The sequence below is a fragment of the Streptomyces hazeniae genome, from assembly GCF_031845485.1.
Lineage (GTDB): Bacteria > Actinomycetota > Actinomycetes > Streptomycetales > Streptomycetaceae > Streptomyces > Streptomyces hazeniae.
Genome location: NZ_JAVREQ010000022.1, coordinates 61,769 through 86,998, shown reverse-complemented (window position 1 = coordinate 86,998; position 25,230 = coordinate 61,769). Strand labels below are relative to the sequence as shown.

Here is a 25,230-nt window from a genome sequence, read left to right as displayed (position 1 = left end):
CGCCACGCTCAGGAGGTGAGCGGGGCGGCGCGGTGGCGCACGGTCGAACCGGTGCGGGTCTTGAGCACCTCCAGCTGGACCGGGATGCGGGTGCGCAGGTCGGCGACGTGGCTGACGATGCCGACGCAGCGGTCGCGTTCGCGGAGTGCGTCGAGGACGTCGAGGACCTCGTCGAGAGTCTGCTCGTCGAGGCTGCCGAAGCCCTCGTCGATGAAGAGGGTGTCGAGGCGGGTGCCGCCGGCCTCGTCGGTGACGACGTCGGCGAGGCCGAGGGCGAGGGCGAGGGAGGCGAAGAAGGTCTCGCCGCCGGAGAGGGTGGCGGTGTCGCGCTGCACCCCCGTCCAGGAGTCGACGACGTGCAGGCCGAGGCCGGAGCGGCCGCGCCCGGAGGCGCGTTCGTCGGAGTGGACGAGGGTGTAGCGGCCGGCGGACATGCGCGCGAGGCGGGTGCTGGCCGCGGCGGCGACCTGTTCCAGCCGTGCGGCGAGGACGTAGGTCTCCAGGCGCATCCGGTGCCGGTTCTCCGCGGAGGTGCCGGCCGCCAGGTGGGCCAGGGCGGCGACGCGTTCGTGCACCCGGCGCAGCGGCGCGGTGCGACGGATCTGTGCGGTGGCCCGGGCGCCGAGTTCGTCGAGTTCGCGGCACCGGGCACGGGCGGCGTCCAGTGCGGTGTCCGCGTGGCGCCGGGCCAGGTCGGCTTCGCGTGCGGCGGTGTCCGCACGGACGGGGTCGGCCGGGGGTGCTTGGGCCGCCGCGAGGAGTTCGGGGTCGGAGAGGGCGTCGGCGACGGCCTTCTCCTCCGTGTGCCAGGCGTCGAGGTCCCGCTGGAGACGGCTTTGCGTGGCGGCGTCGAGGAAGGCGTCCCGGGCGGCTTCGCGGGTGGGGAAGCCGGCTGCGCGCAGGGCTTCGGCGAGGCGCGTGCCTGCGTCGTCCTGGTGGCGGGCCGCGGTGAGGCGGGTGCGCGCGGCGTCGGCCGCGGTGGCGAGCAGCCTGGCGCGGCGTTCGAGGAGGTCGGCGTGTTCGGCGAGGGTTCCCTCGGCGCCGGTGGTGCGGGAGGTGCCGGTCCCGGCCCGGAAACGCTCCAGTTCACGGGTGAGGGCTGACTCCTCGACCTGGAGCGCTTCACGGCGGGAGGCGCGGGCGGCGCTGCGGCGTTCGGCGTCCTGGGCCGCGGACCGGCGGCGGGCGTGTTCGCGGTCGGCGCTGTCGAGGGCCTCGCGGGCGGAGTGGGCCCCGCCGGCGGCGGTGCGTGCCGCGGCGTGCTGTTCCTCCAGGGCGGTCGCGGCGTGTTCGAGGGCGGCGCGGGTGGCGTCGCCGGTTTCGGCGCGGGCGGCGGCGAGATGGTCCCGGAGGGTGCGCAGCCGGCCGGCGGCTTCCTCGCGGGCGGTGTCGGCGCGCTGGTGGGCGTCGAGGGCGGCGTCTTCGGCGCGCTGGTCGGCGTGGTCGTCGGCGGGCTCGCGCGGGTCGGGGTGGGTGGTGGCGCCGCAGACCGCGCAGGGCTCGCCGTCGCGCAGGGCGGTGGCGAGTTCGGCGGCGTAGCCGGCGAGCCGGCGGTTCCTGACGTCGAGCCAGTTCTCGCGGGCGTCTGCGGCCTCCTCGCGGGCGCGGAAGAGCGCCGCACCGGCCAGGGGTTCCTCCTCGGCGAGCCGGTCGCGCCGGTGGGCTGCCTCCAGCCGGCGGCGCGCCGTCCCGAGGCGGCCGTCCAGGTGTTCGGCTCGGGTGGCGGCCTCCTGCGCGTCGTCGACGCGCTGCTGGAGTGCGGCGCGGGTGGCGTCCCAGTCGGCGAGCCAGGCGGCGGCTTCGCGCAGGCCGTCCTCGTCGGCGCGGGCTTCACGTTCCAGGGTGGCGAGTTGGGCGTGCAGGTCGGTGCGGCGCTGCTCGGAGCGGCGGGCCGCTTCCAGCGCGCCGAGGTCGCGGCGGGTCGCGCGTTCGACGTCGGTGAGCCGGTCCGGGCCGGCGTCGGCGACGTCGGCGGGAAGGTCGTGGCGGGCGCGCGCCTCCGCCGCTGTGGCGCGGTCATGGTCGGCTGCGGCCCGGTCGTCGTGGGCGAGGAGGGGAGCGACGGTGTCGGCGGCGCGGGAGGCGGCGAGGCGTGCGGCGGTGTCACGGCGTTCGGCCGCGCGGGCCTCGAGGGCGGTGTGGCGCTGCCGGGCTTCGGCGTACCGGCGCCGGCGGCGGTCGAGTTCACGGGTCTGCTCGGCTTCGAGGGCGGCGGCTTCGTGACGGGCGTCGGCGGCGCGGGAGGCGAGTACGGCGCTCTCGTGCCGTTCGCGGGCGGTGCAGCGGGCCTGCGCGGCCCAGGCGAGGAGCCCGTCGGCGGTGGTGGGTGCGGTGGTCTCGCCGTCGGCAGGGGCAGAGACAGAAGCGGGGACGGAGGCAGAGGCCGTGGGGGCGGTCGCGGCGGGGGTGCGCGGGTCGGGTACGGACGCGGCCCGTCGCCGTGCGCGGGCGGGCTCGGCGGCTCCGTCGGCTTCGTCGGGCTGGGCCACGTCGGCGAGGATGTCGGCACCGGCCGCCTGGCGGATGCGGTGGGCGTAGCCCGTGAGGGCCTGGTCGCTCTCGGAGACGTCCTGCTCGGTCTCCTTGCGCATCCGGGCGAGTTCCTCCTCGGCGGCGGCGAAGGCGGCGGTGTCGAAGAGGCGGCCGAGGAGCTTGGCGCGTTCCTCGGCGGAGGCCCGCAGGAAGCGGGCGAAGTCGCCCTGCGGCAGCAGGACGACTTGGCAGAACTGGTCGCGGCTCATGCCGAGGAGTTGCGTGATCTCCTCTCCGATCTCCTGGTGGGAGAGGCTCAGCGCCTTCCACCCGCCGGTGGCGGGGTCGTGCTCGCGCAGGGTGGACCGGGCGCGCTCGCGGGTGAACCCGGTGCCCGTCTTCTTGGGACGGAGCTGGTCGGGGGCGCGGGTGATCTCCAGGCGGCGGTCTCCCACCGTGAGGTCGAGGACGACGCAGGTGGCGGTGTGCGGGTCGGCGTGGTGGCTGCGGAGCACACTGCCGGGCTGCTGCCGGGCGCCGGGCACGGCGGCGTACAGGGCGTAGCACACGGCGTCGAGGACGGAGGTCTTGCCGGCGCCGGTCGCGCCGTGCAGCAGGAAGAGCCCGCCGGCGGACAGGTCGTCGAAGTCGACGCGGTGGGTGCCGGCGAAGGGGCCGAACGCGGTGAGGGTCAGGGAGTGGAGTCTCATCGGGCGGCTCCGCTTCCCGCGGTCTCGGTGCTCCGGGCACGGACGGCGTCCAGCGCGTCGCCGAGCAGGCCGCGTTCGTGGGCGTCGGCGGCACGGCCGCCGCGCACGTGCAGGACGAAGTCCTCGGCGATCTGCTGTGCGGTGCGTCCGCGGACGCGGGCCGCGTACCCGGTGTGCGGGTCGTCGGGGGCGCCCTCGGGATCGAAGGCGAGGCTGAGGACGTGCGGGAAGCGGCGGGCCAGGCGGGCCATGGGTTCGGAGGGGCGGACGGCGTCGGTGAGCGTGGCCTCCACCCAGGCGTCCTCGTACCGGGTGTGCGCTTCGGCGGTGAGGAGGTCGTCGAGGGTGCCGCGGAGGCGGGCGAGGGGGCGCGGGACGGGGCAGTCGAGGCGCTCGGCGCGTACCTCGCCGTCCGCGTCGAGGTCGATCATCCACATGGACTTGCGGTGCTCGCTCTCGGAGAAGGAGTAGGCCAGGGGCGAACCGGAGTAGCGCACCCGCGGGGTGAGGGTCTGGCAGCCGTGGAGGTGGCCGAGGGCGGCGTAATCGACGCCGTCGAAGACGGCGGCGGGCACGGACTCGACGCCGCCGACGGTGATGTCGCGTTCGCTGTCGGAGGGCCGGCCGCCGGTGACGAAGGCGTGCGCGAGGACGACGGACCGGGTGTCGGCGGGGCGGCCGGCGAGGTCGGCGCGCACCCGGTCCATCGCGGCGGTCAGCACGGCCTCGTGGCTGCGCTGACCGGCGCCGAGCGTGGTCTGGGTGAGCGTCGGTTCGAGGTAGGGCAGCCCGTAGCAGGCGACGTCGCCGTGCTCGTCGTGGAGGACGACGGGGGTGCCGCAGCCGGCGGGGTCGGTGCGCAGGTGGACGCCGGCGCTGCGGATGAGGCCGGAGGCGACGCCGAGGCGCCGGGCCGAGTCGTGGTTGCCGGAGATCATGACGGTGGGGACGCCGAGGGCGGCGAGCCGGTGCAGGGCGTCGTCGAAGAGCTCCACGGCGGCCAGCGGCGGCACGGCCCGGTCGTAGACGTCGCCCGCGACGAGGACGGCGTCGATCCGCTGCTCCTCGACGGTGGCCACCAGGTGCGTGAGGAAGTCGCGTTGGGCGTCGAGCAGCCCGACGCGGTGGAAGGAGCGGCCCAGGTGCCAGTCCGAGGTGTGCAGCAGACGCATGGTCACAGACTCTAAATGCGGCCACTGACATCGTCTTTCGCGGCCGGCGGCCTGCGGCGTCCCGGGACCGGCGGGTCCGTCCGCAGCCGACGGGGCGTCAGGCGGCCGTGCCGCCTCCGGCGACGGGGGGCGTGCCGCCCGCGGCGTAGGTGTCGCCGCCGAGTTCGAGGCGGGCGGTGCCCGCGGTGGCGTCGGCGAGCCGGGCACGGAAGTCCTCCACCGCTCCGGCCGGCAGCGCGAGGTCGAGGGTGACTTCCGCGCCGTAGCGCACGTCGAGGACGGCCGCGTCGCCGACGGCGCGGAGGTCGTTCTCCAGCCGCCCGGCCCGTTCGTGGCCGACGGTGACGGTGACGAGGCGGCAGCGGCGCCGCTCCACGGTGCCGACCGCGTCGAGGGCGGCGCCGACGGCGCCCCCGTAGGCGCGGATGAGTCCGCCTGCCCCGAGTTTGGTGCCGCCGAACCAGCGGCTGACGACGGCGACGAGGCAGCGGGTCTCGCGGCGGGTGAGCATCTGGAGCATGGGCAGTCCGGCGGTGCCGCCGGGTTCGCCGTCGTCGCCGGAGCGCTGCACGCCCGCGTCGGCGCCGATGACGTACGCCCAGCAGTGGTGGCTCGCGGTCGGGTGCTCGCGGCGGACGCGGGCGATCACCTCCTGGGCCTGCTCCTCGGTGGCGGCCGGGGCCAGCAGGCAGCGGAACCGCGAGCGGTTCACCTCCGTCTCGTGCACGCCCTCGGCGGCGACGGTGAGGTAGCCGTCCTGCTGCTCGTCGCTCCGGTCCCGTTCGTGCGGCATGACGGCAGCCTATGCGGGCAGTGGGGGAATGCCGCGGGCCGGTGCGCGGGTTGTGCACGGCATGAGCAGCGAGACGGAGACCATGCGGCGCGTCCTGACCTCCTCCGGGGACACCTGGGCGGTGGTCGGGCTGTCCGGCAACACCTCGCGGGCCGCCTACGGCGTCGCTCAGGTGCTGCGGCGGTTCGGGAAGAGGGTGGTGCCCGTCCATCCGCGGGCGGAGACCGTGCACGGCGAGCCGGGGTACGCGAAGCTGGCCGACGTGCCGTTCCCGGTGGACGTGGTGGACGTGTTCGTGAACTCCTCCCTCGCGGGAGGGGTCGCGGACGAGGCGGTGGCGGCCGGCGCGAAGGCCGTGTGGTTCCAGCTGGACGTGGTCGACGAGGCGGCGTACGAGCGGACGCGCGCGGCGGGGCTGGACATGGTGATGGACCGGTGCCCGGCCATCGAGATCCCGCGGCTCGGCCTGGGCTGAACGCGGCCGCCGCCCTCAGTCGACGGGCACGCCGGGGCCCTCCTGCCCGGGTGGGGTACAGGCGGGGCCGGGACGGGCGGCGGCTTCAGCGGGGCGGGGGCACGGCGACGGCCATGGTCATCTCCACGGGCTGCGTGCCGTCGTTGCGGTAGCCGTGCGGTACGTGGGACTCGAAGGACGCAGAGGTCCCCGCGGGCAGGAGGTAGTCCTCGCCGTCGGCGGTCAGGGTGAGTTCGCCGGCGGTGACGTGGACGAGTTCCGTCGTGCCCTGGGGGTGGGGGTCGGAGGCGCTGCCCTCCCCCGGCATCAGCCGCCAGTGCCACAGCTCCAGGGGCCCGGGGGCCTCGGCTCCCGCCAGGAGGGTGCTGTGGCTTCCGGCGTCCGTGGACCACAGGCGCACCGCCTGGTCCGGCGGGACGACGCGGACCTGGGGCTCCCGGTCGAAGTCCAGCAGGGTGGTGATGCTCACGCCGAGCGCGTCGCCGACCTTGACGACGGTGCCGACGCTGGGGTTGGTGCGGGCCTGTTCGATCTGGATGAGCATGCCCCGGCTGACGCCCGCCCGGGCGGCGAGGGCGTCCAGGGTGAAGCCGCGTTCCTGCCGCCATCGCCTGAGGTTGCGGGCGAGGGACTGCGTGAGGTGGTCGAGGTCCGTCACGTGCGGGCGCACCGTCCAGTCGTAGTCCACTATTCTACATGACAGAGTCCAGCCTGCTGTACTACGGTGTGCTGGACCCGATCGTTCACCACACTGTACTGCGAGGTGCCGTCATGACCGCAGCCCTGGCGCTGGCGACCAGCCTGATGTGGGGGCTGGCCGACTTCGGCGGCGGGCTGCTGACCCGGCGCATGTCCGCCCTCACCGTCGTGGTCGTGTCGCAGACCCTCGCCGCGCTGGTACTGGGCGCCGTGGTCGTGGCGACCGGAGGATGGAGCGAGTGGGGGCCGCAGCTGTGGTTCGCGGTCGCCGCCGGCGTGGTGGGGCCGGTGGCGATGCTCGCCTTCTACAAGGCGCTCGCGCAGGGGCCGATGGGGGTGGTCTCACCGCTCGCCTCGCTCGCCGTGGTGGTGCCGGTCGGCGCCGGGCTCGCCCTGGGCGAGCGCCCCGGCTGGACTCAGGCCGTGGGCATCCTCGTCGCCGTCACCGGGGTGGTGCTGGCCGGCGGCCCGGAGCTGCGCGGCGCCCCGGTACAGCGGCAGACGCTGCTGCTGACGCTGGTCTCCGCGTTCGGTTTCGGTGCGGTGATGGCACTCATCGAGCACGCCTCGACCAGCATCACCGGGCTGTTCCTCGCGCTGTTCGTACAGCGGCTGTGCAACATCGCGGTCGGCGGCGGGGCGTTGCTGGTGCAGACGCGGCGCGGCGCGGCCGCGCTGCCCGAGGGCGGGGTGCCGGTACTGCGCGCCCAGCTTCCCGCGCTGGCCTTCGTCGGCCTCGCGGACGTGGCGGCGAACGGGACCTACGTGCTGGCGGCGCAGCACGGTCCGGTGACCGTCGCGGCGGTGCTCGCCTCGCTCTATCCGGTGGTCACGGCACTGGCGGCGCGGGGCGTGCTCAAGGAGAGGCTGCGCGGGGTGCAGACCGCCGGGGCCGGGCTGGCGCTGGTGGGCACGGTGCTGCTGGCCTCCGGCTGAACGGGAGGGGGAAGCGGGAGCGGGCGGGTCAGAAACGCTGGACGGCGTAGAGCAGCAGCGCGAACCCCTGGACGGCGATGGCCGCCAGAAGGAGTATGCGCAGCGTCCGGCCGCTCACGGCGCCTCCCGTCCGGTGCCCGTGCCGCGCGGCACCCTGCCGCCGGCCGTTCTCACTCCAGTGTGCCCGCGGCGCTGCGTTCGGATGCCGCCAGTGCGCGCAGTTCCTCGGCCGTGATGCCGTCGGGCAGCGGCTCGGGCGGAGGGGTGCGAAGCGGCGGCTGCCAGCCGTGCGCGGCGTCCCAGCGGCGCACCACCCGGGCCGGGGCGCCGGCGACCACCGCGTGGTCGGGCACCTCACCGCGCACCACCGATCCGGCGGCGACGACCACGTTGCGGCCCAGACGGGCGCCCGGCAGGACCACGGCCCCCGCGCCCAGCCAGCTGCCGGCGCCGATGTGTACGGGCGCGGTGCGCGGCCACTGGCGGCCCACGGGAGCGCCGGGGTCGTCGTAGGAGTGGTTGGTGGAGGTGATGTAGACGTACGGGCCGCAGAAGACGTCGTCGTCCAGGGTGACGGCGGCGTCGGCGACGAGGTGGCTGCCGCGGCCGACGACGACGCCGTCTCCGAGAGTCAGCACGGTGTCGTCGCCGAGGTCCAGGCCGGGCATCATGCCCGCGGTGAGGGTCACGTCCTGACCGATGACGCAGTGGTCGCCGATCTCCGTCCAGGGCGCGCCGAAGACGGTGCCCTGCGGAAACGCCAGGCGGCTGTGGGGGCCGAAGGCGCGGAAGGCGTACGGTCCGGGACGCTGCGCCGTAACGGCGCCGAGGTGCTGGGCGCGGCGCCACATGGCGTGCACGGCGCGGGAGGCCAGCGCGGAGAACAGGTTACCGATCGGTCGCACGGCCTCACGGTAGCGGCCGGGCGGCCGGCCCACCCCGCGCCGGGCCTGTGATCCTTCCCGCAGCGTCGCCCGCAGGGGCGCCGCGCACGGCTGCCGTGCGGGGCCGCGGTCAGCGGACGGGAGTGGCCTCCCGGTGCCGGCGGGCGAGTTCGAGGTACATGTCGGAGTTGGCGCGGATGCCCTCGCGTTCCTCCGGGGTGAGTTCGCGCTTGACCTTCGCCGGGACGCCGGCGACCAGCGAGCCCGGTGGGATCTGGAGCCCCTGCGGGACGAGCGCCTGGGCGGCGACGAGCGAACCCGCCCCGATCCGTGCACCGTTGAGGACCGTGGCTCCCATGCCGATCAGGACGTCGTCCTCCACGGTGCAGCCGTGGAGGACGGCGTTGTGCCCCACGGAGACGCGGGCGCCGACGCTGACGGCGAAGCCGGGGTCGACGTGCACGGTGCAATTGTCCTGAATGTTGCTGTTCGCGCCGAGCACGATCGGGCCGCAGTCCGCCCGCAGCACCGCGTGGTACCAGACACTCGCTCCGGCCTCCAGGGCGACCTCGCCCAGCACGACCGAGGTGGGCGCGGTGAACGCCTCCGGGTGGATCCGGGGCCCATGGCCGCCGACGGCCATGACGAGTGCGTTCTCCGTCATCGATGTCTCCCGTTCCGCGTCTCTCGGCGGGGTGCCGCCCTGCCCCGGCAGCCTACTGGAGCGGGGGCGACGCACCGACGGGTGAGCGAGGACCGCACAATGGGACGGTGGAGGAGCCCGCAGCCGTCTGCCGCCCGGTGGGCGGCGGCACCGCGAAACTGCTGCCCGACGTCGACCGCCGCCGGGCGTGGCTGCTGACCGTCGACGGGGCGCCGCAGTCGTACGTGGACCTGGACGATCCGCTGCACCTGGAGTTCGAGTACGTGCGGCGGCTGGCCCACGTACTCGATCTCGCGGGGCCCGAGGGGTCGCCGCTGGACGTGCTGCACCTGGGCGGCGGGGGTCTGACGCTGCCGCGCTACGCGGCACGCACCCGGCCTGGGTCGCGGCAGCGGGTCGTCGAGTGGGACGCGGAACTGTCGGCGCTGGTCGCGGAGTTCCTGCCGCTGCCGGCCGGGGCCGGGACGGCGGTGGAGGCGGCTGACGCCCGCGCGGCGCTGGAGTCCTCTCCCCCGGCATCGGCAGACCTGGTCGTCGCGGACGTGTTCGGCGGGAACCGGGTGCCGCCGCAGATGACGACGGTGGGCTGCGCCCGGGCCGCGGCGCGGGCGCTGCGGCCCGGCGGGATCTACGCGGCGAACCTCGCGGACGCGGCGCCCTTCGGCTTTCTCGGTTCCCAGATCGCCACGTGGCGCGCGGCGTTCGCCCGGGTGTGCGTCGTGGCGGAGCCGGCGGTGCTGCGCGGGCGGCGGTTCGGCAACGTACTGCTGCTCGCCTCGGACGGCGAACTGCCGCCGCCCCTGCTGGCGCGGCGCACGGCTGCGGATCCGTTCCCCGCGCGGGTCGTCCCCTGTGCGGAGCTGGGGGCTCTGCGGGGCGGGGCGATCCCGGTTCAGGAGGACGCGGCCGCGCCGTCCCCGGTACCGCCGGAGGGTTCCTTCGGCATCGGCTGAGACGCCCGTGGCGGTCCGGGCTGCCCGGGAGCCCCGGTGTCGTCCGCGACGTCGCGGGGCACCGTGCGGCGCTCCAGGCGGCGTACGTCGGGCACGCACAGGACCGCCGCGGTGAGCAGCACGATCACCGCGGAGCAGGACCACAGTGCGGCCGGCCGGCCGACGAGTTCCTCGGCGGGCCCGGCGAGAGCGGTCGCCACCGGGACCATCGCGAGGGAGCCGAACCAGTCGTAGGAGGAGACGCGGGAGAACTTCTCCTCGGGGACCTCCTGGTGCAGGGCCATCATCCACGTCACCCCGAACACCTCTACGAACAGGCCGGTGGCGAACATGACCCCGATCAGCACCGCGGCGGACACCGGCACCGCGAGCGCGGCGGACGGCAGAGCGAGCGGGAAGACACACAGGGCGCCGGTGAGCAGGATGCGGCGGGGTTTCCAGCGGGTCATCAGCAGCGCGCCGACGACCGTGCCCGCGCCGAACGCGCCCAGGGCGACACCCCAGGGGCCGGCCCCGCCCAGGTGCTCCTGGGCGACCTGGGGCCCGTACACCGCCTCCGCGGCGGCGACGACGGCGTTGACCACCGCGAACTGGACCACCACCGCCCACAGCCAGGTACGGGAGACGACCTCGCGCCAGCCGTCCCGCAGGTCGGCGAGCAGCCCGCCCCCCGGGCCCCGTTCGGGGACGCCACTGAGGTCCAGCAGGGCGCGGAGGAGTCCGGCGGCGGCGAACGCCGCGGCGTCGGCCGCCAGGACCCAGCCCGGTCCGACGACGGCGACGAGCGCGCCGCCGAGGGCCGCGCCGCCGATGTTGGCGCCGTTGACACCCATGCGGAAGAAGGCGAAGGCGCGGGAGGACTGCTCACCGCTGACGGTGGCCAGCACCATGCCCTCGGACGCGGGCGCGAAGAACGCCTGGCCGGTTCCGCCCAGCGCGGACAGCAGGGCCATCTGCCACAGCTGGGCCTGCCCGGTGATCACCAGCGCGGCGAAGACGCCCTGCGAGGCACAGTTGAGGGCGTTCGCGGCGACCATGACCCGGTGGCGGGGCAGGCGGTCGGCCACGGCGCCGCCGACCAGCAGGAACAGCACCAGTGGAACAGTGCGGGCGGCGGCGACCAGCCCGATGTCGGTGCCGTCGCCGCCGGCCGCGAGGACGGCGAAGGCGGCCGCGACGAGGGCGCCGGAGTTGCCGAGGCCGGTGACGACGGCGGCGGCGGTGAGCAGGGTGTAGTTGCGGCCGGCCCAGGTCGCCCGGGCCGGCCGCTTCGCTGGTCCGGGCGGCGTCCCGGGGTCGCCGCCGTGCTGGTCCGCCTGCCACATGGGCGGCAACCCTACGGGCTGCGCCGGGCCCGTCGCAGCCCGGTTTCCGGTCGCTCGGACGGCGCGGCGGCGGTTGCGGCGCGAGCGGCCGGACCACAGCAAGTTACCCAGTGGTAATGTGCGCCCATGACGACGGAACCCGCGCCCTCCACGGGCGACACGCAGTCCTGGGGCGAGCTGCTGGCGGCCACCGTGCCGATGGTGCGCACCCTGAACCTGGAGTTCGCCGAGACCACGGCCGAACGCGCGGTGCTCTCGCTGCCGGACCAGAGCGCCTTCCACAACCATGTCGGCGGGCCGCACGCCGGGGCCATGTTCACCCTCGCGGAGTCCGCGAGCGGTGCGATCGTCCTGGCCGCCTTCGCCGACCAGCTCTCCCGCGCCGTGCCGCTGGCGGTCAGCGCGGAGATCGCGTACCGCAAGCTGGCCATGGGGCCGGTCACGGCGACGGCGGAGCTGGGGCGGCCGGCCGCCGAGGTCGTCGCCGAGCTGGACGCCGGCGGGCGGCCGGAGTTCCCGGTGCGGGTCGTGATCACGCGCGAGGACGGTGAGACGACGGGCGAGATGTCCATCATCTGGACATTGCGCCCGAAGGGCTGACGGGCTGGTCAGAGCGCCACGCCGGAAAGGGACCGCCGGGGGGCGTGACCCGCGTCACGTTGCGGGTCCGAGGTCGTGGGTTACTCTCCCCGAGATGTCCCTTTCTGTCGCGCAGCCCGCGGGTTTCCCCGCCCGCCTGGCACAGACGCTCCTCTCCCCCTGGTCCCGTTTCGGCCTGCTGATCGTGCTGCTGGCCACGGCCGCCACCCTGGTTCTGGTCTTCGAGCCGCAGCGCCTCATCACCGACGGCGGGATCGCCCAGCTGTCCGGTGCCCTGGCCGTGCTGCTCTTCGCCGCGGCCTACGGCACGTGCACCACGGCCTTCCTCCCCCGCCCCTTCCTCAACCTGGCGGCAGGCGCCCTCTTCGGCGCGCAGCTCGGCCTCGGCGCCGCGCTCGCCGGCACCGCCGTGGGCGCCGGCATCTCGTTCGGCATGGGCCGCCTGCTCGGCCAGGACGCCCTGCGTCCGCTGCTGAAGCACAAGCTGCTCACCAAGGCGGACCGGCAGCTCAGCCGGCACGGATTCCGCACCATGCTGATCATGCGGCTGCTTCCGGGTATCCCGTTCGCCGGGTCCAACTTCACCGCGGCCGTCTCCCGCATGAGCTGGCCGGCCTTCCTCTCGGCCACCATCCTCGGCTCGATCCCCAACACCGCCGCGTACGTGGTGGCGGGCAGCCAGGCCGGCACGCCGAACTCCCCGGCGTTCATGGTCGCGTTCGGCTTCATCGCGGTGTCCGGTGTCGGCGGCGTCGTCTTCGCCTGGCGCAAGCGCGCCAAGATGCGGGCGGCCACCGCACGGGCGGCGGGCGTCCCTGCCGATGCGGCCACCGAGGCACCGCAGCCGCTCGACGCCCCGCAGGTGGCGGCCGCGGAGGAGAAGGTTCCCGCCGCCCAGGCCGCCTGAGGCCACCGCCCCCGCCCGGGCCCTCCGCTCCGGCCCTCCCCGCCACGCCCCTCGGCCCGCCCGCGTCACCGCGCGGGCGGCGCCCATTGCGGGTCGCGTCCCACGGCGCCCAGCAACCTCTCGAAACGCCCCGCATCGTCGGGAACGGGTACCGGCTCGCCGAAGGCGCCCATCGAACGCGCGGTCGGCCCCATCTGCGCGACGAGGTCCTCCAGCTCGCCCAACCCCGCCGTGCCCGCCGTGTAGTCCAGTCCGGCGGCCCGGGCCAGGTCCCAGGGGTGCACGGTGAGGTCGAGCAGGACCATGGCGCCCAGCGTGCGCGCGGGCAGCCCCATGGAACCTGCCGTGCCCTCCTCGGCGCCCGGCTGCGCCCAGGCGCGCACCAGAGCACCGGTCTCGCGCGGGAAGCGCGCCCGCCAGTCGCCGTGCAGGTAGACGGGCGTGGCGGAGAAGTCCGCTTCGCGCTTGGCCGCCATCTCCTGGAAGCTCACGACCACGTGGAACAGGTGGTCGAGCAGTTCACGCACCCGGTAGTCGGCGCACGGCGTGGGTGCGTCGAGCCGGTCGTCGGGCACCGCCGCGACGACGGGCACGGCCCGGCGTGCGGCCCCTTCGAGCAGGTCACTGATCGTGTCGTCCATACCGGCGACGCTAGGCGCCCGGCGCGGGCGGGGCTTGAACAAACGCGACACCGGTGCGGCGGGGCATGCCGTCCTAGGATCGGGACATGGCAGGTCCACGGCGCGACACCCGCGGCATCGTCGACGCGCACGGCCTCTTCGCCCGCGTCCGGTTCCGCCGTCACGCGCCGGCCGCGGCGCTGCGGCCGTACCTGGAGCACTACTGGCTGATCGACTGGGATCTCGACGAGCCGTACGAGACGCACGTGGTCCCGCATCCCTCGGTGAACGTCGTCTTCCAGCGCTCCTCGGGCGGACCGGACCACGCGGAGGTCGCCGGGATCGGGCTGGAGCTGTTCACCCGGAAACTCGAGGGACGCGGGCGGGTGTGCGGGGTGCAGTTCCGTCCCGGCGGTTTCCGCCCGTTCGCCCCCGGCCGCACGGTCTCCACCCTGACCGGGCTGCACGAGGGGCTGCGCGAGGTCTTCCCCGGCGCAGCTCCCTCCGTCCCCTCCGCCGTGCTGGGACCGGAGTCCGACGCGGAGCGGGTGACGGCGCTCGACGACTTCCTGCTGTCCCTGGGCCCGGAGCCGCTGCCGGACGCCGACCTGGCGATGGCGCTGGTGCAGCGTGTGCGCGAGGACCGCACGATGCGGCGCGTCGACCGGCTGGCGCAGGCGGGCGGCATGTCGGTCCGCGCCCTGCAACGGCTGTTCGCCGCCCAGGTCGGGGTGGGCCCCAAGTGGGTGATCCTCCGCTACCGGATCCACGAGGCGCTGGAGCGTGCGGAGTCCTCCGGGCCGGTGGACTGGGCGCGGCTGGCGGCGGAGCTGGGGTACAGCGACCAGGCCCACCTGGTCCGCGACTTCACCGCGACGGTGGGCGTGCCGCCGACCGCGTACGCGGCGTGACGCGGCACCGCCGTCCCGTCATCCACCCGTCACCGGCCCGCCGCCCACGCGTCACCTCCCGTCGACGGAAGGTGACGCCGTCTGTCCTAGAGTGGCGCGGGTCCGACTCGCACCGGCTCGCGAACAGCGCACACCTCGGGGACGCACGGGAATTCCATGTCTTGGTTCGAAGCATTCGTCCTCGGGCTCGTCCAGGGGCTGACCGAATTCCTCCCCATCTCCTCCAGCGCCCACCTGAGGCTGACGGCCGCGTTCGCCGGCTGGAAGGACCCGGGCGCGGCGTTCACCGCCGTCACCCAGATCGGCACCGAGACGGCCGTGCTCATCTACTTCCGCAAGGACATCGCCCGGATCGTCACCGCGTGGTTCCGGTCGCTGACCGACCGGGCGATGCGCCGGGACCACGACGCGCAGCTCGGCTGGCTGGTGATCGTCGGGTCCGTCCCGATCGGCGTGCTGGGGCTGACGCTCAAGGACCAGATCGAGGGGCCGTTCCGTGACCTGCGGCTGATCGCCACCACGCTGATCGGCGTGGGCGTCATCCTGGGCGTCGCGGACCGGGTGTCGGCCCGGCGGGAGCGGGGCGGGCGGCACCGTGCGCGCCGCGAGCCCAAGAAGCTGGAGAACCTGACCGTGAAGGACGGCCTGCTCTACGGGCTGGCGCAGGCGTGTGCGCTGGTGCCGGGCGTGTCGCGGTCCGGGGCGACGATCAGCGCGGGGCTGTTCATGAACTACACCCGCGAGGCCGCCGCCCGGTACTCCTTCCTGCTCGCCATCCCCGCGGTGCTGGCCTCCGGACTGTACGAACTGACGGAGATCGGCGAGGGGCACGTGTCCTGGGGGCCGACCCTCTTCGCCACCCTGCTGGCGTTCGCCGTCGCCTACGTGGTCATCGCCTGGTTCATGCGGTACATCAGCACCAGGAGTTTCATGCCGTTCGTGATCTACCGGGTGCTCCTGGGGGTGGTGATCTTCGTCCTCATCGCGCTGGGCGTGCTCACTCCGCACGAGGCAGGCGACGTCGGGTCGGGGCAGGGCTCGCACTGAGGCCCCGCCCCGACACCGCCCCGAGACCGTGCCGCCGCCGTGCCGCCGCCGCGGAGGAAGCCGGTGGTCAGCGGGTCATGGTGAGGCCGTCGTCGGCGGCGCCGCGGGCGAGCACGGCCTCCCGGATGCCGTTCAGCGCCGCGGTGTACTGCGGGCGGCCGGACCCGCGGGCCTCCTCACCGGTGAGGTCGACCAGCCGGAAGCGTGGCTCACTCGCCATCAGGAACGGCGTGAAATCCGCCTTCCGCACGCGCCACTCGCCGCCCTCGCGCCGCGGCGGGGCGAAGGTGAACCGGGCGGCGCTGCCCATGCTGCCGCGCGGGTCGTTCATCACCCCGGCGACCTGGTCGCCGAGGCCGTAGACGACCCAGGTGCCGTTGACCTTCTCGTACGCCTGCGGCACGTGGTTGTGCGTGCCGAGGATCAGGTCGATGTCGCGCCGCCCGTCGCTGCGCGACGCGGTCAGCTCCTTGGCCAGCCGCAGCTGGTCCGTGTCCGGCTCCTGCTGCCACTCGGTGCCCCAGTGGACAGACACCACCACGACGTCGGCGCCCGCCTTCCGGGCCGCACGGGCGTCGGCGACGACCTTCCGCGGGTCGAGGAGGTCGACGAGCCAGGGCTTGCCGTCGGGCACCGGTATGCCGTTGGTGCCGTAGGTGTAGGCGAGCTGGGCCACCTTCGCGTCACCCGCGTCCAGTAGGACGGGCTCGGCGTCCTCCTTCGCGGAACGCGCCGAGCCGACGTGCCGGACCCCCGCTTCGTCGAGGGCGTCCAGAGTGCGGCGCACGCCGTCCGGGCCGGCGTCCAGGGTGTGGTTGGAGGCGGTGGAGCAGCTGTCGTACCCGGTGGCGGCGATGGCCTCGGCGACGTGCGGCGGCGTCTGGAAGGCGGGGTAGCCGGTGAACGGGCCGCCGTCGGCACCGTAGACGGTCTCCATGTGGCAGACCGCCAGGTCCGCGGCGGAGACGAGGGGTTCGGCGGCGGCGAGCATGGGCCGGAAGTCGTAGCCCTTGCCGCCCGCGTCACGCCGTGCCTGCTGGATGATCGAATCGTGCGCCAGGATGTCGCCGGTGGCGACGAGGGTGAACCCCTCTGCGGACTCGCGGTGGGCGGCCGCCGCGGCGTCCCGGCTCCGGCCGCCGTCCGCGGCTGCGCCGTCGTCGCCGGCCCGGTCCGCCCCGCAGGCGGGGAGTGCGGTGAGGAGCGCGGTGACGGCGCAGGCGAGGGCGACGCGGTGCAGGGGGCGGCGGCGGGTGCGGTCTCTTCCGTGGTGGTGCGTGGGCATGCGGCATCTCCGGAGGGTGCGGGCGGGGGTGCGGGGTCGGTGTGGGGGCGGGGCGGTGTGGGGGCGGGTGCCGTTCAGCGGGTTTCGGTGAGGCCGTCGTCGGCCGCGCCGCGGCTGAGTACGGCCTCGCGAACGCGCTGCCGGACCTCGGGGAAGCGGTCCTCGGTCGCCCGGACCACCCGGAACGGCGGGCCGGTGTCGGAGTGCGTCACCAGGAAGCCGGCCTCGGAGACGGTCCAGGGCTCTCCCGCCCGCTCGGGCGGGGTGAAGGTGAAGCGCGCGGTGGAGCCCTCGTTGCCCCGGTACATGGAGGGGATGAAGCTGGCGACCTGGTCGCCGAGGCCGTAGACGACCCAGGTGCCGTTGACCTTCTCGTAGGCCTGCGGCACGTGGTTGTGGGTGCCGAGGATCAGGTCGATGTCGCGCCGCCCGTCGCTGCGCGACGCGGTCAGCCGCTTCGCGAGGCGCAGCTGCCGCGCGTCGGGCTTCTGCTGCCACTCGGTGCCCCAGTGGACGCTGGCGACGACCACGTCGGCGCCCGCCTTCCGGGCGGCGCGGGCGTCGGCGACGACCTTCCGCGGGTCGAGGAGGTTGACGGCCCAGGGCTTGCCGTCGGGCACCGGTATGCCGTTGGTGCCGTAGGTGTAGGAGAGGTGGGCGACGGTGGCGCGGCCGGCCTTCAGCAGGGTGGGGCTGTTCCGTTCGCGCGACGACCGCGCGGAGCCGGCGTGCTCGAGTCCTGCCTCGTCCATCGCCCGCAGCGTGCGGGTCAGACCCTCCATGCCGGCGTCGAGGGTGTGGTTGGAGGCGGTGGAACAGCTGTCGTACCCGGTGGCGCGCAGCGACTCGGCGAGCTGCGGCGGCGAGCGGAAGAGCGGGTAGCCGGTGAACGGGCCGTCGTCGTCCCCGTAGGGGGTCTCCATGTGGCAGAGCGCGAGGTCGGCCTGTGCGACGACGGGGCGGATGCCGGCGAATATGCGGGTGAAGTCGTAGCCCTCGCCCCCGGCGTCCTGCCGGGCCTGCCGCATGATCGAGGGGTAGGGGATGACGTCGCCGGAGGCGACGAGCGTGAACGGTTCCGCGTCGGCGGCTCGGGCCGCGGGTATCCGCTGCTCGTCCCGGTCGCCGGCGGCCGCGTCGGTGCCGGTCTGCGTCTGGCTGCACGAGGCGAGCGCGGCGCAGAGCGTGAGCACTCCCGCGAGCCGTACCGGCCGTCGTATGCGTCCCATGACTGTTCCTCGCCTCTCCTCGGCGTGCGTGCCCGTGACGGGCTCCTGCTTCGCACCCTGCGGCGGGCGGAGGGAACGCGACAGCCGGGAGGTCCGTCGGGGGGAGGAACGTCAGGGGGACGGGCTAGCGGCGGGTCCGGGCCGAGGGCGGCGCGGTGTCGGGGCCGGTGTCGGGCACCGTGTCCGCTGTGGGGTGTACACGGGGCTGGGGTGTACTCCTGTGGGGGGAGGAGAGATCGGGACCGCCAGAGGACGCATTCGCGGTCCGACGGGTCCATGGTGGAGGTATGGACGTCTTCTGGTCGGAGCGAGGTGCACGGCGGTGAACGCGCTGGCCGCCTCGGTCCTGCTCGCGCTCCTTTCCGCGGTCGCCTACGCGGGAGCGGCGATCGTCCAGGAGCGGATCGCGTCGACGACCGACCCGAGCCGTTTCGCGCTGCTGCGCAACGGCCGCTGGTGGGTGTCGGTCGTGCTGAACGGCACGGGCGCGCTGCTGCACGTCGCGGCGCTGGGGCTGGGGCCGCTGACGGTCGTGCAGCCCCTGGGGGTGCTGACCATCGTGATCGTGGCCCCGCTCGCCGCGCTGACGGTGAAGCGCCGGGTCGGCAGGAGGGCCTGGCGGGGCATCGGCCTGGTGACGCTGGGGCTGGCGGCGGTGCTCCTGTTCACGGGCGCGAACGCTTCGGAACCGCTGGGCACCGGCGGCCAGTACGCGGTGACCGGCGTCGCCACGGCCGGCGTCCTGCTGCTGGTCGGCTGCGCGACGGTGCTGAGCCGGACGGGGCGCACCGGACTGCGCAGCATCGCCCTCGCGACCGCGGCCGGGGTCGCCTTCGGCACGGCCTCGGTGTGCGTGAAGGCGGTCGCGGAGGGCTGGGCGCTGACGTCGCCGGCCCGGGCCGTCCCGGTGCTGGGCCTGATCGCGGTCTTCGCGGTCACCGGCCTCGCCACCTCGCAGGCGGCGTACCGGGGCGGCGGCCTGGCCACGCCGCTCGCCACGGCGACGGTGGTCAATCCGGTGGTGGCCGGGGCAGTGGGCATTCTGCTGCTGGACGAGGGCTTCCGCTACGGGGCTCCGGGTGCGGTCGCCGCGCTGCTGGGCGCCGTGGTGACCGGCTGGGGGCTGTTCGTCCTCACGGCCGACAACGTGGCACGGCAGCGGCGGGCGGCGGCGGCCGCCCGAGCGGTCGTCATCCCCGCGCCGGTGGCGCGGCCGGAGGCCGCCGGGGTGCTGGTGCCGCTGACGGCGGCGCTCGATCCGGCGGCGGTGCGGGGCGAGGGCCGGGCGGACGGTACGGCGGTGCCGCTCCCGGCGCACTGCCGGAGCTGACCCGGGGCGAATGTCCGCCCGGGGCGTCAGCACGTCAGACGGACTGCTCCTCGACCGCACGGACCACGCGTTCGCACAGTTCGTGGGTGCGCAGCGCGTCGCGGGCGGACAGCGGCCGCCCGGCGCGCACGGCGTCCAGGAAGCCGAGGACGGCCTGCTCGACGCCACGCTGCCGGGCGACGGGCACCCAGTCGCCGCGGCGCCGCACGCTGGGCTGCCCCTTGTGGTCGACGATCTCGGCCAGGTCGCGGACCTCCCGCTTGGTGTCCTGCCCCGAGACCTCCAGGATCTCCTCCGCCGATCCGGAGAGCCGGTTCATGACGCCGAGCGCGGTGAAGCCGTCCCCGGGCAGTTGACCTAAAGCACGATACGGGGGTGATGGGCTGCGCCCCCTGTCTGGACTTTGCGGAGACGAGACAGGGGGCGCACGCCGGTCACGCAGGTGCGGAGTTCCTGGTGACCGTTCTACCGGTATACCCGGTTCGCCGTATGGTCCCTGTTTCAACCAGGCGACGGGTATGTCCGGATGCTGTGGCGACGAAACGATTCTCTACGTTCTGAGCAGGGATGGTCTGGCTCCGGGTGCGTACCCGCGCTTCATGATCGTAAAAAGTGCGTTACCAGATACAGACACGCGATCATGGTCGGCCAGAGCGTTGACGGGTGCAACCCGCCGACCCGCCGCCCGACTGGCTGCTCCCCCGCCGCCGGGCCGTCGGCGACCGAATCCGCACACTGCGGATGCACGCCAACCTCACGCAGGAGCACCTCGGCGAACGCGCCGGCGTCGACCGGCAGCAGGTCAACCGCATCGAGCAAGGGCACGTCTCCCCACGGCTCGACACGCTGCTGCGCCTCGCGGACGCTCTCGACGTTCACCTGTCGGACCTCGTTCGTCATGAGTAGCAGTGGAGGGGCCGCCCGGCGGGAGAGAGCCACCGCCGGACGGCCCGGGGAGGTCCGGCTGCCTGCGACGGGGGGACGCCTACAGCCGGACCGGTCTTAAAGGGCCCGCAGCGGGCGGGCCAGCCGCAGCGCCCACTCCGGGACGTGCGTCGCGCCTTCCCGCGTGAGATGCGCGAGGCACGGCGGGCACGCCCACGGGTCGTCGGCGCGGTGCTCGTGCGGCTCCAACATGGCGGGCGTCCCGCAGGCCCGGCAGACGCGCCGCACCGGTTCCGGGCTCACTGCCCGCCCCCGGTGGCGTACCGCAGGAGCCCGCGGCAGTCCTGCGCGAGGAGACGCACGTGGGTGTGCGCGGTCGCCCGGTCGTAGCACAGCCGCTTGCCGACCCGGTAGCGGGCGATGTTCAGCGCCTGGCGCTGCCCGACGTACTCGACGGTGCGCCTGTCGAGTTGCTCAACCGCCTGCTCGCCCAGGGGCAGCAGGAGCTGGATATGGCCGCGGAGCAGCTGCTCCAGCAGGACGAGGTCATCCCGTTCGGGCGCCGGGCCCTGCTGCAGGGCGCGGTCGACGGTGGTGCGAATGGTGCCGACGTCCACCGGCAGCCCGTCGACCGGCGAGGTCGGATTATGCCGGATGGGGTCCTTCGTCGCGGTCATGCGAGTAACGTCTCTCACCTGCACGGTCACGCACAGGAGTTGACCGTCCGCTGATGTCCGCTCCGCTGCGGACAGCGCGGACACTGCGGACAGAGAGGAGCAGGCCATGAGCCAGACGTTCGGAGACCGACTCCGGGAACTACGCGGCAGCCGCTCCCTGCGAGACGTCGCAGCCCTCGCCTCCGTCGGGAAGTCCTACGTCTCCGACCTGGAACACGGCCGGCGGCGACCGACCCGAGCCATCGCCGACGCACTCGACCACGCCCTCGACGCAGGCGGAGAACTCACCGCCCTTGCGTCCGTCGACCCGGCCGCAACCGTTCAGGCCCGCGCTGGCGCGCTGCAAAAAGGGCTCCACGACGCGCTCGCCGCCGGACCCATGACCGACGCCGGCCTGGACGACTGGGAGTACACCGTCGCCCGGCACGGCCGCGCCACCCGTACCCGGCCAGAGGGCAACCTGCTCGCCGACCTGGTGGACGACTTCGCCGACCTGCGGCTGGTGCTCACCCACCGGCACCCCGCCCCCGTGCGGCGGCGCCTCACCCTCGCCAGCGCACACATGGCCGGCCTGATGGCCCTGACGCTGTTGAAGATGGGCGATCCGACGGCGCGGGACTGGTGGCGCACTGGGCGGGCCGCTGCTGCCGCCGCCGAGGACCGGGCCGCCATGTCGTGGATCTACGCCCACCAGGCGTACCAGGCGTACTACCTCGGCGACATGGACAGCGCCGTCGAACTCGCCGCGCGCGCCCAGCAGCTCGCCGGTGGCCTGCCGTGCGTCGGCCCCGCCCTGGCGGCGCCGCTGGAGGCCCGCGCACTGGCCGTTCTCGGCCGCGCGGAGGCGGCAGCGGGCGCGCTGGAGCGCGCCGAAGTCGCGCTGGAACGGCTCCCCGAGCAGGAGCAGATCGGGTCAGCGTTCGGCTACTCGGAGAACCAGCTCCGTTTCCACGCTGGGAACGCGTGGACGCACCTCGGGGACACCGCGCGAGCCGCCGAGAACCACGGGCAGGCGCTCGCCCTGTACCCGGCCGACGACCTCACCGACCGCACCCTGATCCGCCTGGACCAGGCCATGTGCATAGTGCAGGACGGCGACCTCGCCGGGGCAGCCACCACCGCGACCGCCGCCATCGAGGAACTGCCCCGTGAGCACCGCTCCGCCCTGATCATCTACCGTGCCGAACAGCTCGCGGATAGGGTTCCGCGGCAGGCACAGACGGTGCCGGAGGTGCGGGTGCTCCGCGAGACGCTGGCGCTGCCCTCCGGGCGAGGGAGGGACTGACCCACATGGTGACGATCGACCGGGCGACCGAGACGGACGCCGAGACGATCTCCGCGCTGCTGGGGGAGATCGAGGCGTACTACGGCGGCGACAACGTGCCCGGCGATCTCACGCAGGTACGGGCTGCGCTGTTCGGTGACCGGCCTGCCGCGACGGTGCTACTCGCCCGCGAGGGTGAGCAGGTCCTGGGCATGGCGTCCTTCACCTTCCTGTGGCCGGCCTCTGGCGCTGAGTCGTCGCTGTACTTGAAGGAGCTGTACGTGCGCGAGGGGGCACGGCGGCGCGGTATCGCACGTGCGCTCATGGACGCGCTTCGTGACGAGGCGACGGACGCTGGCTGTTCTCGGGTGGAGTGGACGGCGGACCGGGACAACCCGACGGCGCTGGCCTTCTACGAGGCGTTGGGCGCTGAGGAGAACCGGGGGAAGGTTTTCTTCCGGTCGGAGAAGTAGCCGCGCGCAGACATGACGAATGCGCCCCCGCCCGGCCCGAAGGCCAGAGCGGGGGCGTTCGTGATATACGAACCCCGCTCGCGCGGGGAGTAGGGGCGCCACTCTCGCGGCGACCTGAGCCCTCATCGGGCCACCCCCGCTCGCGCGGGGACACGGCACAGCTTACGCACGAACCCCGCTGGTGCGGGGTCAACTCGTCCGTGGCGGGTATGGCCGGCCGATCCCCGCGTGTGCGGGGGCCACAACGGGGGCCACTGACCCTCGATGGGGATAACCGGCCGATCCCCGCAGGTGCGGGGCCGACGGGGATCAGACTGCCACAGTGCCGCGGTCCGTGCAGCCGTTTCAGGGAGAAAGGACCGCTCGCGCCGTGTCGCGCGGCCATTCGGCGGTGCCTCGTCGGCGCGGCGGTGATGTCGGCAGACGGGCGCGCGCGTGCGTACTTGACACTTCGCATCACGTGCTGCATAGTTGGGTTCATCGCCAAGGGCAACCGCCCAAGGCACCACGGAGAAGGAGCCTCCGTTGACCACCACCGCCCGAGTCGAATGGCACCGCGAGGTCGAGGGCCACTTCCTCCACGTCCGCCCCGAGACCGCCGTTACCGGCATGGGAGACCACCTCGTCCGCATCCTCATCCACTTCCACGAGGACGGCCCCACGACCTGCGACTGCCGCAGCGTCCACGTCCAGAGCGGCAACAGCCACGACTTCGACCCCGAGCTGTGCGAGACGGTCCTCCGCGACGCCGGATGGAAGGTCACCGGCCCCTGGAGCCGACGCCGCGCCTGTATGACCGCCCCCGTCGCCGCCTGCTGACCGACACCACACCGGGAGACCTCATGACCACCACCACGAAGTACGGCGAGTACACCCTCCTCACCGAAGACGCCACCGCCCAGACCTTCACCGAGTACGTCGTCGGAGCCCTCGGCGACCACAGCGAGGACTACGACACCGCCGCCCTCACCGACGCCTACCGGGCCGCTCTGAACGAGCAGCTCCCCACCGGCGTCACCCTCGTCGGAGACGAGGTCTTCGGCCCCTACCCGGTCGACGCGGCGCTGTGCGAGCAGATCCCGGCCGCGTGGGACGCCGTCGACTTCTGGGCGATCGCCGAGAAGCACGACCGCACCGCCTGACCCCCACGGAACATGCGAGCGGCCCGCCACCCGATGAGCCCGGGGGCGGGCCGCTCCGGCACGGAAGGAGCCCGCACCATGCCCGACGATACCCGCGAGCTGTGGACCGCCCAGCAGGTAGCCGACCACCTCGGCACGACCTCCACCGGCAGCGTCCGCGGCACCCTCTCCCGTCTCGGCGTTGCCGCCGTCGAGCACCGCCCCGGACCGTCTGGGCGCGTCCAGGCGTACTACGACGCCGCACAGGTCCGCGCCGCCCTGGCAGCCCGCCCCGGCCGTGGCCACCGCAGCGACCTCAATGCCAGCTGACTCCGGACGCACGAAGCGCCCCCGCCCGCCGGCCGCGAAGGCCAGCAGACGGGGGCGTTAACGCGCGGCGTGAAATTTCCACGGCCAGAATTAAGGGTCAGGGGTAGGTGCGTCGGGTCGGGTCCAGCGCCGCCACGGTCAGGTCCAGCAGGCCGCCGCCGTCCTCCGAAGGCTCCGGGTCGGGCTCCGGCGCACTGCTCGAGCACGTGTACCGAGTCGAGCCCTCCGTGACGGGCGAGCAGGAGTACGTCACCCCGTCGTGCGTGAACGTCCAGCCCGACGGCGAAGGCCCGGCCGGGCCCTGCTCACCGCGGGGGCCCGGAACAGTCGAGTCCGCGCCCGGCTCTCCTCGAGGCCCACGCGGCCCCGGCACCGTGGAATCCGCACCGTCCTGACCGTCCTCCCCAGCCTCCGGGGTGATCGTGGGGGCCGGCTTCCCGGACGGACCGGGCTTCCCCCGGCGCCCTTCCGGCCCGGGCGGGCCGGGCACCGGGACGGGAACCTCGACCCGCTCCGGGAGGTCGTCCACAGCCTCCGCGGGGTCCGGCACAGCCGGCGTGTCCCCGTTGGCAGTGATCTGGTTGCGGAGCGTCCGCACGTCCCCGGCGAGCGTGCTGACCGCCTCCCCCCGCCGGTTCGCCTCATCAGCGAGCCCATCCGCGCGGTCGTTCGCCGCGTCGACACGCAGCCACACCAGCAGCACCGCGCCACCGAGGATGAGGAGCGCAGCAACGACGGCAAAGGCCCGCCACCGGCGCGTCAGCACGTGCTTCGTGCGGGTCACGTCGTCGTCCCTTCGAGTTCGCCGATGCGGCGGTTGAGCCGGGCATTGTCGGCGCGCAGCTCGTCGACTTCGCGTTGCAGCGCCGCGACCTGGCCGTGCCCGGCGGCGAGTTCGGCGTATGCGTCCGCGAGCTTGCGTTCGGCGGCGGCGAGCTTCTCCCGCACGTCCGCGCGTTCCTCTTGCAGCTCGTTCACGAGCCCGCCGTACCCGGTCAGGACGACACCTTCGTGGTTCGTGCGCCCGGCTCTCCGGTGCCCGTACAGGGCGGCGCCGGCCGCTGCGAGCCCGGTCACAAGGAGCGCAACGGACCCGAGCATCGCAGCGTCCACGCGAGTGCCTCCATGGTGCGTGCAGGGCCGTTACGGTCACGGGGCAGCAGTGCCGCCTCCGCTTCCGGGCCCAGCGTGGTTGACCGTCTCCGTGACGCCGGGGCCCTCGCCGCCGGCGCCGGAGGTGACGATCGCGGTGAGCAGCGCGACTACGGCGGCGAGCCCGCCGACGGAGAACGCCGCGCCCCAGTCGACGTCGACGAGGCCCATGCCGTCGCCGCCGAGCAGGGCGAGCACGGCTTGCGCGAAGGTGCGCACCATGCGTTCGAGGGTGGCTCTCCAGAATGCAGCGGTGGTCATGACGGATGTCCGTTCTCTCGAAGGGGTGTGACCAGGCTTTTCGGCGATCGCCGAA

At 74.2% G+C, this 25,230-nt stretch carries 28 protein-coding genes and 1 pseudogene; 14 read left to right on the top strand and 15 right to left on the bottom strand.

The window, feature by feature from the left end; translation table 11 throughout:
* Positions 1-8: 8 nt before the first annotated feature.
* From RM572_RS22185 to RM572_RS22175, 3 genes are all read right to left on the bottom strand, one after another.
* Complete coding sequence (locus tag RM572_RS22185; protein WP_311675163.1) at positions 9-3,182, bottom strand: SMC family ATPase; 3,174 nt, start codon at positions 3,180-3,182, stop codon at positions 9-11.
* A complete protein-coding gene (locus RM572_RS22180) occupies positions 3,179-4,354 on the bottom strand; it encodes an exonuclease SbcCD subunit D (RefSeq protein WP_311675162.1) in 1,176 nt (391 codons plus the stop codon). Before RM572_RS22180 ends, RM572_RS22185 begins: the two co-directional genes overlap by 4 nt.
* A 97-nt stretch (positions 4,355-4,451) precedes the next feature.
* On the bottom strand, positions 4,452-5,147 hold the full coding sequence (locus tag RM572_RS22175) for an IMPACT family protein (protein ID WP_311675161.1): 696 nt from the start codon (positions 5,145-5,147) through the stop codon (positions 4,452-4,454).
* Between the two features lie 61 nt (positions 5,148-5,208).
* On the opposite strand from RM572_RS22175, the gene RM572_RS22170 reads away from it, so the two are divergent.
* Positions 5,209-5,622: a CoA-binding protein gene (locus RM572_RS22170; RefSeq protein WP_027764748.1), complete on the top strand. Its 414-nt coding sequence runs from the start codon at positions 5,209-5,211 to the stop codon at positions 5,620-5,622.
* An 85-nt stretch (positions 5,623-5,707) separates the two neighbouring features.
* Here the strand turns inward: RM572_RS22170 and RM572_RS22165 are convergent, their stop codons facing one another.
* Complete coding sequence (locus RM572_RS22165; RefSeq protein ID WP_311675205.1) at positions 5,708-6,280, bottom strand: helix-turn-helix domain-containing protein; 573 nt, start codon at positions 6,278-6,280, stop codon at positions 5,708-5,710.
* 113 nt (positions 6,281-6,393) lie between these two features.
* On the opposite strand from RM572_RS22165, the gene RM572_RS22160 reads away from it, so the two are divergent.
* A complete protein-coding gene (locus RM572_RS22160) occupies positions 6,394-7,257 on the top strand; it encodes a DMT family transporter (protein WP_311675204.1) in 864 nt (287 codons plus the stop codon).
* A gap of 170 nt (positions 7,258-7,427) precedes the next feature.
* On the opposite strand, the gene RM572_RS22155 is transcribed toward RM572_RS22160, so the two are convergent.
* Positions 7,428-8,108 carry an acyltransferase gene (locus RM572_RS22155; protein WP_311675203.1) on the bottom strand — a complete coding sequence of 227 codons (681 nt, stop codon included), beginning with the start codon at positions 8,106-8,108 and terminating at the stop codon, positions 7,428-7,430.
* A gap of 163 nt (positions 8,109-8,271) precedes the next feature.
* The gene (locus RM572_RS22150) at positions 8,272-8,805 is read right to left on the bottom strand and encodes a gamma carbonic anhydrase family protein (RefSeq protein ID WP_311675160.1); all 534 of its coding nucleotides are present in this window, start codon (positions 8,803-8,805) and stop codon (positions 8,272-8,274) included.
* 107 nt (positions 8,806-8,912) lie between these two features.
* On the opposite strand from RM572_RS22150, the gene RM572_RS22145 reads away from it, so the two are divergent.
* Positions 8,913-9,758: a spermidine synthase gene (locus RM572_RS22145; protein ID WP_311675159.1), complete on the top strand. Its 846-nt coding sequence runs from the start codon at positions 8,913-8,915 to the stop codon at positions 9,756-9,758.
* On the opposite strand, the gene RM572_RS22140 is transcribed toward RM572_RS22145, so the two are convergent.
* The gene (locus RM572_RS22140) at positions 9,698-11,083 is read right to left on the bottom strand and encodes an MFS transporter (protein WP_311675158.1); all 1,386 of its coding nucleotides are present in this window, start codon (positions 11,081-11,083) and stop codon (positions 9,698-9,700) included. The genes RM572_RS22145 and RM572_RS22140 overlap by 61 nt on opposite strands.
* Positions 11,084-11,209: 126 nt before the next feature.
* On the opposite strand from RM572_RS22140, the gene RM572_RS22135 reads away from it, so the two are divergent.
* Positions 11,210-11,683 (top strand): DUF4442 domain-containing protein, encoded by a 474-nt coding sequence (locus RM572_RS22135; RefSeq protein WP_311675157.1) that lies wholly within the window; start codon positions 11,210-11,212, stop codon positions 11,681-11,683.
* Between the two features lie 94 nt (positions 11,684-11,777).
* Entirely contained in the window at positions 11,778-12,590 is an 813-nt protein-coding gene (locus tag RM572_RS22130) for a TVP38/TMEM64 family protein (protein WP_311675156.1), read from the top strand.
* Between the two features lie 65 nt (positions 12,591-12,655).
* On the opposite strand, the gene RM572_RS22125 is transcribed toward RM572_RS22130, so the two are convergent.
* On the bottom strand, positions 12,656-13,231 hold the full coding sequence (locus RM572_RS22125) for a TIGR03086 family metal-binding protein (RefSeq protein ID WP_311675154.1): 576 nt from the start codon (positions 13,229-13,231) through the stop codon (positions 12,656-12,658).
* Between the two features lie 86 nt (positions 13,232-13,317).
* On the opposite strand from RM572_RS22125, the gene RM572_RS22120 reads away from it, so the two are divergent.
* On the top strand, positions 13,318-14,121 hold the full coding sequence (locus RM572_RS22120; protein ID WP_311675153.1) for a helix-turn-helix transcriptional regulator: 804 nt from the start codon (positions 13,318-13,320) through the stop codon (positions 14,119-14,121).
* Positions 14,122-14,277: 156 nt separating this feature from the next.
* Positions 14,278-15,168 (top strand): undecaprenyl-diphosphate phosphatase, encoded by an 891-nt coding sequence (locus RM572_RS22115; RefSeq protein ID WP_311675152.1) that lies wholly within the window; start codon positions 14,278-14,280, stop codon positions 15,166-15,168.
* Positions 15,169-15,235: 67 nt separating this feature from the next.
* Here RM572_RS22115 and RM572_RS22110 read toward each other — a convergent pair whose 3' ends face one another.
* Positions 15,236-16,453: a CapA family protein gene (locus RM572_RS22110; protein ID WP_311675150.1), complete on the bottom strand. Its 1,218-nt coding sequence runs from the start codon at positions 16,451-16,453 to the stop codon at positions 15,236-15,238.
* A 74-nt stretch (positions 16,454-16,527) separates the two neighbouring features.
* Positions 16,528-17,682: a CapA family protein gene (locus RM572_RS22105; RefSeq protein WP_311675149.1), complete on the bottom strand. Its 1,155-nt coding sequence runs from the start codon at positions 17,680-17,682 to the stop codon at positions 16,528-16,530.
* A 322-nt stretch (positions 17,683-18,004) separates the two neighbouring features.
* Between RM572_RS22105 and RM572_RS22100 the strand changes: the two genes are divergently transcribed.
* Entirely contained in the window at positions 18,005-19,012 is a 1,008-nt protein-coding gene (locus RM572_RS22100) for a DMT family transporter (protein ID WP_311675148.1), read from the top strand.
* 34 nt (positions 19,013-19,046) lie between these two features.
* Here RM572_RS22100 and RM572_RS22095 read toward each other — a convergent pair.
* Positions 19,047-19,367, bottom strand: a pseudogene (locus RM572_RS22095) (gfo/Idh/MocA family oxidoreductase); the annotation flags it as partial.
* Between the two features lie 308 nt (positions 19,368-19,675).
* Here RM572_RS22095 and RM572_RS22090 point away from each other — a divergent pair.
* Positions 19,676-19,918 carry a helix-turn-helix domain-containing protein gene (locus RM572_RS22090; protein WP_311675147.1) on the top strand — a complete coding sequence of 81 codons (243 nt, stop codon included), beginning with the start codon at positions 19,676-19,678 and terminating at the stop codon, positions 19,916-19,918.
* A gap of 278 nt (positions 19,919-20,196) precedes the next feature.
* On the opposite strand, the gene RM572_RS22085 is transcribed toward RM572_RS22090, so the two are convergent.
* On the bottom strand, positions 20,197-20,574 hold the full coding sequence (locus RM572_RS22085) for a DUF6415 family natural product biosynthesis protein (protein ID WP_311675146.1): 378 nt from the start codon (positions 20,572-20,574) through the stop codon (positions 20,197-20,199).
* Between the two features lie 106 nt (positions 20,575-20,680).
* On the opposite strand from RM572_RS22085, the gene RM572_RS22080 reads away from it, so the two are divergent.
* The 5 genes from RM572_RS22080 (at position 20,681) to RM572_RS22060 (ending at position 23,762) form a co-directional block, all read left to right on the top strand.
* Positions 20,681-21,859, top strand: coding sequence for a helix-turn-helix domain-containing protein (locus RM572_RS22080; RefSeq protein ID WP_311675145.1), 1,179 nt, complete (start codon positions 20,681-20,683; stop codon positions 21,857-21,859).
* 5 nt (positions 21,860-21,864) lie between these two features.
* A complete protein-coding gene (locus RM572_RS22075) occupies positions 21,865-22,311 on the top strand; it encodes a GNAT family N-acetyltransferase (protein ID WP_311675144.1) in 447 nt (148 codons plus the stop codon).
* 525 nt (positions 22,312-22,836) lie between these two features.
* Positions 22,837-23,130: a hypothetical protein gene (locus RM572_RS22070; protein ID WP_311675143.1), complete on the top strand. Its 294-nt coding sequence runs from the start codon at positions 22,837-22,839 to the stop codon at positions 23,128-23,130.
* 23 nt (positions 23,131-23,153) lie between these two features.
* Positions 23,154-23,453, top strand: coding sequence for a hypothetical protein (locus RM572_RS22065; protein WP_311675142.1), 300 nt, complete (start codon positions 23,154-23,156; stop codon positions 23,451-23,453).
* A 78-nt stretch (positions 23,454-23,531) separates the two neighbouring features.
* Positions 23,532-23,762, top strand: coding sequence for a hypothetical protein (locus tag RM572_RS22060; protein ID WP_311675141.1), 231 nt, complete (start codon positions 23,532-23,534; stop codon positions 23,760-23,762).
* A 97-nt stretch (positions 23,763-23,859) separates the two neighbouring features.
* On the opposite strand, the gene RM572_RS22055 is transcribed toward RM572_RS22060, so the two are convergent.
* From RM572_RS22055 to RM572_RS22045, 3 genes are all read right to left on the bottom strand, one after another.
* A complete protein-coding gene (locus tag RM572_RS22055; RefSeq protein ID WP_311675140.1) occupies positions 23,860-24,546 on the bottom strand; it encodes a collagen-like protein in 687 nt (228 codons plus the stop codon).
* Positions 24,543-24,740: a hypothetical protein gene (locus RM572_RS22050; RefSeq protein ID WP_311675139.1), complete on the bottom strand. Its 198-nt coding sequence runs from the start codon at positions 24,738-24,740 to the stop codon at positions 24,543-24,545. The genes RM572_RS22055 and RM572_RS22050 overlap by 4 nt, the downstream gene beginning before the upstream one ends.
* A gap of 171 nt (positions 24,741-24,911) precedes the next feature.
* Positions 24,912-25,175, bottom strand: a complete 264-nt coding sequence (locus RM572_RS22045; RefSeq protein ID WP_311675138.1) for a holin — start codon at positions 25,173-25,175, stop codon at positions 24,912-24,914.
* Positions 25,176-25,230 lie beyond the last annotated feature (55 nt).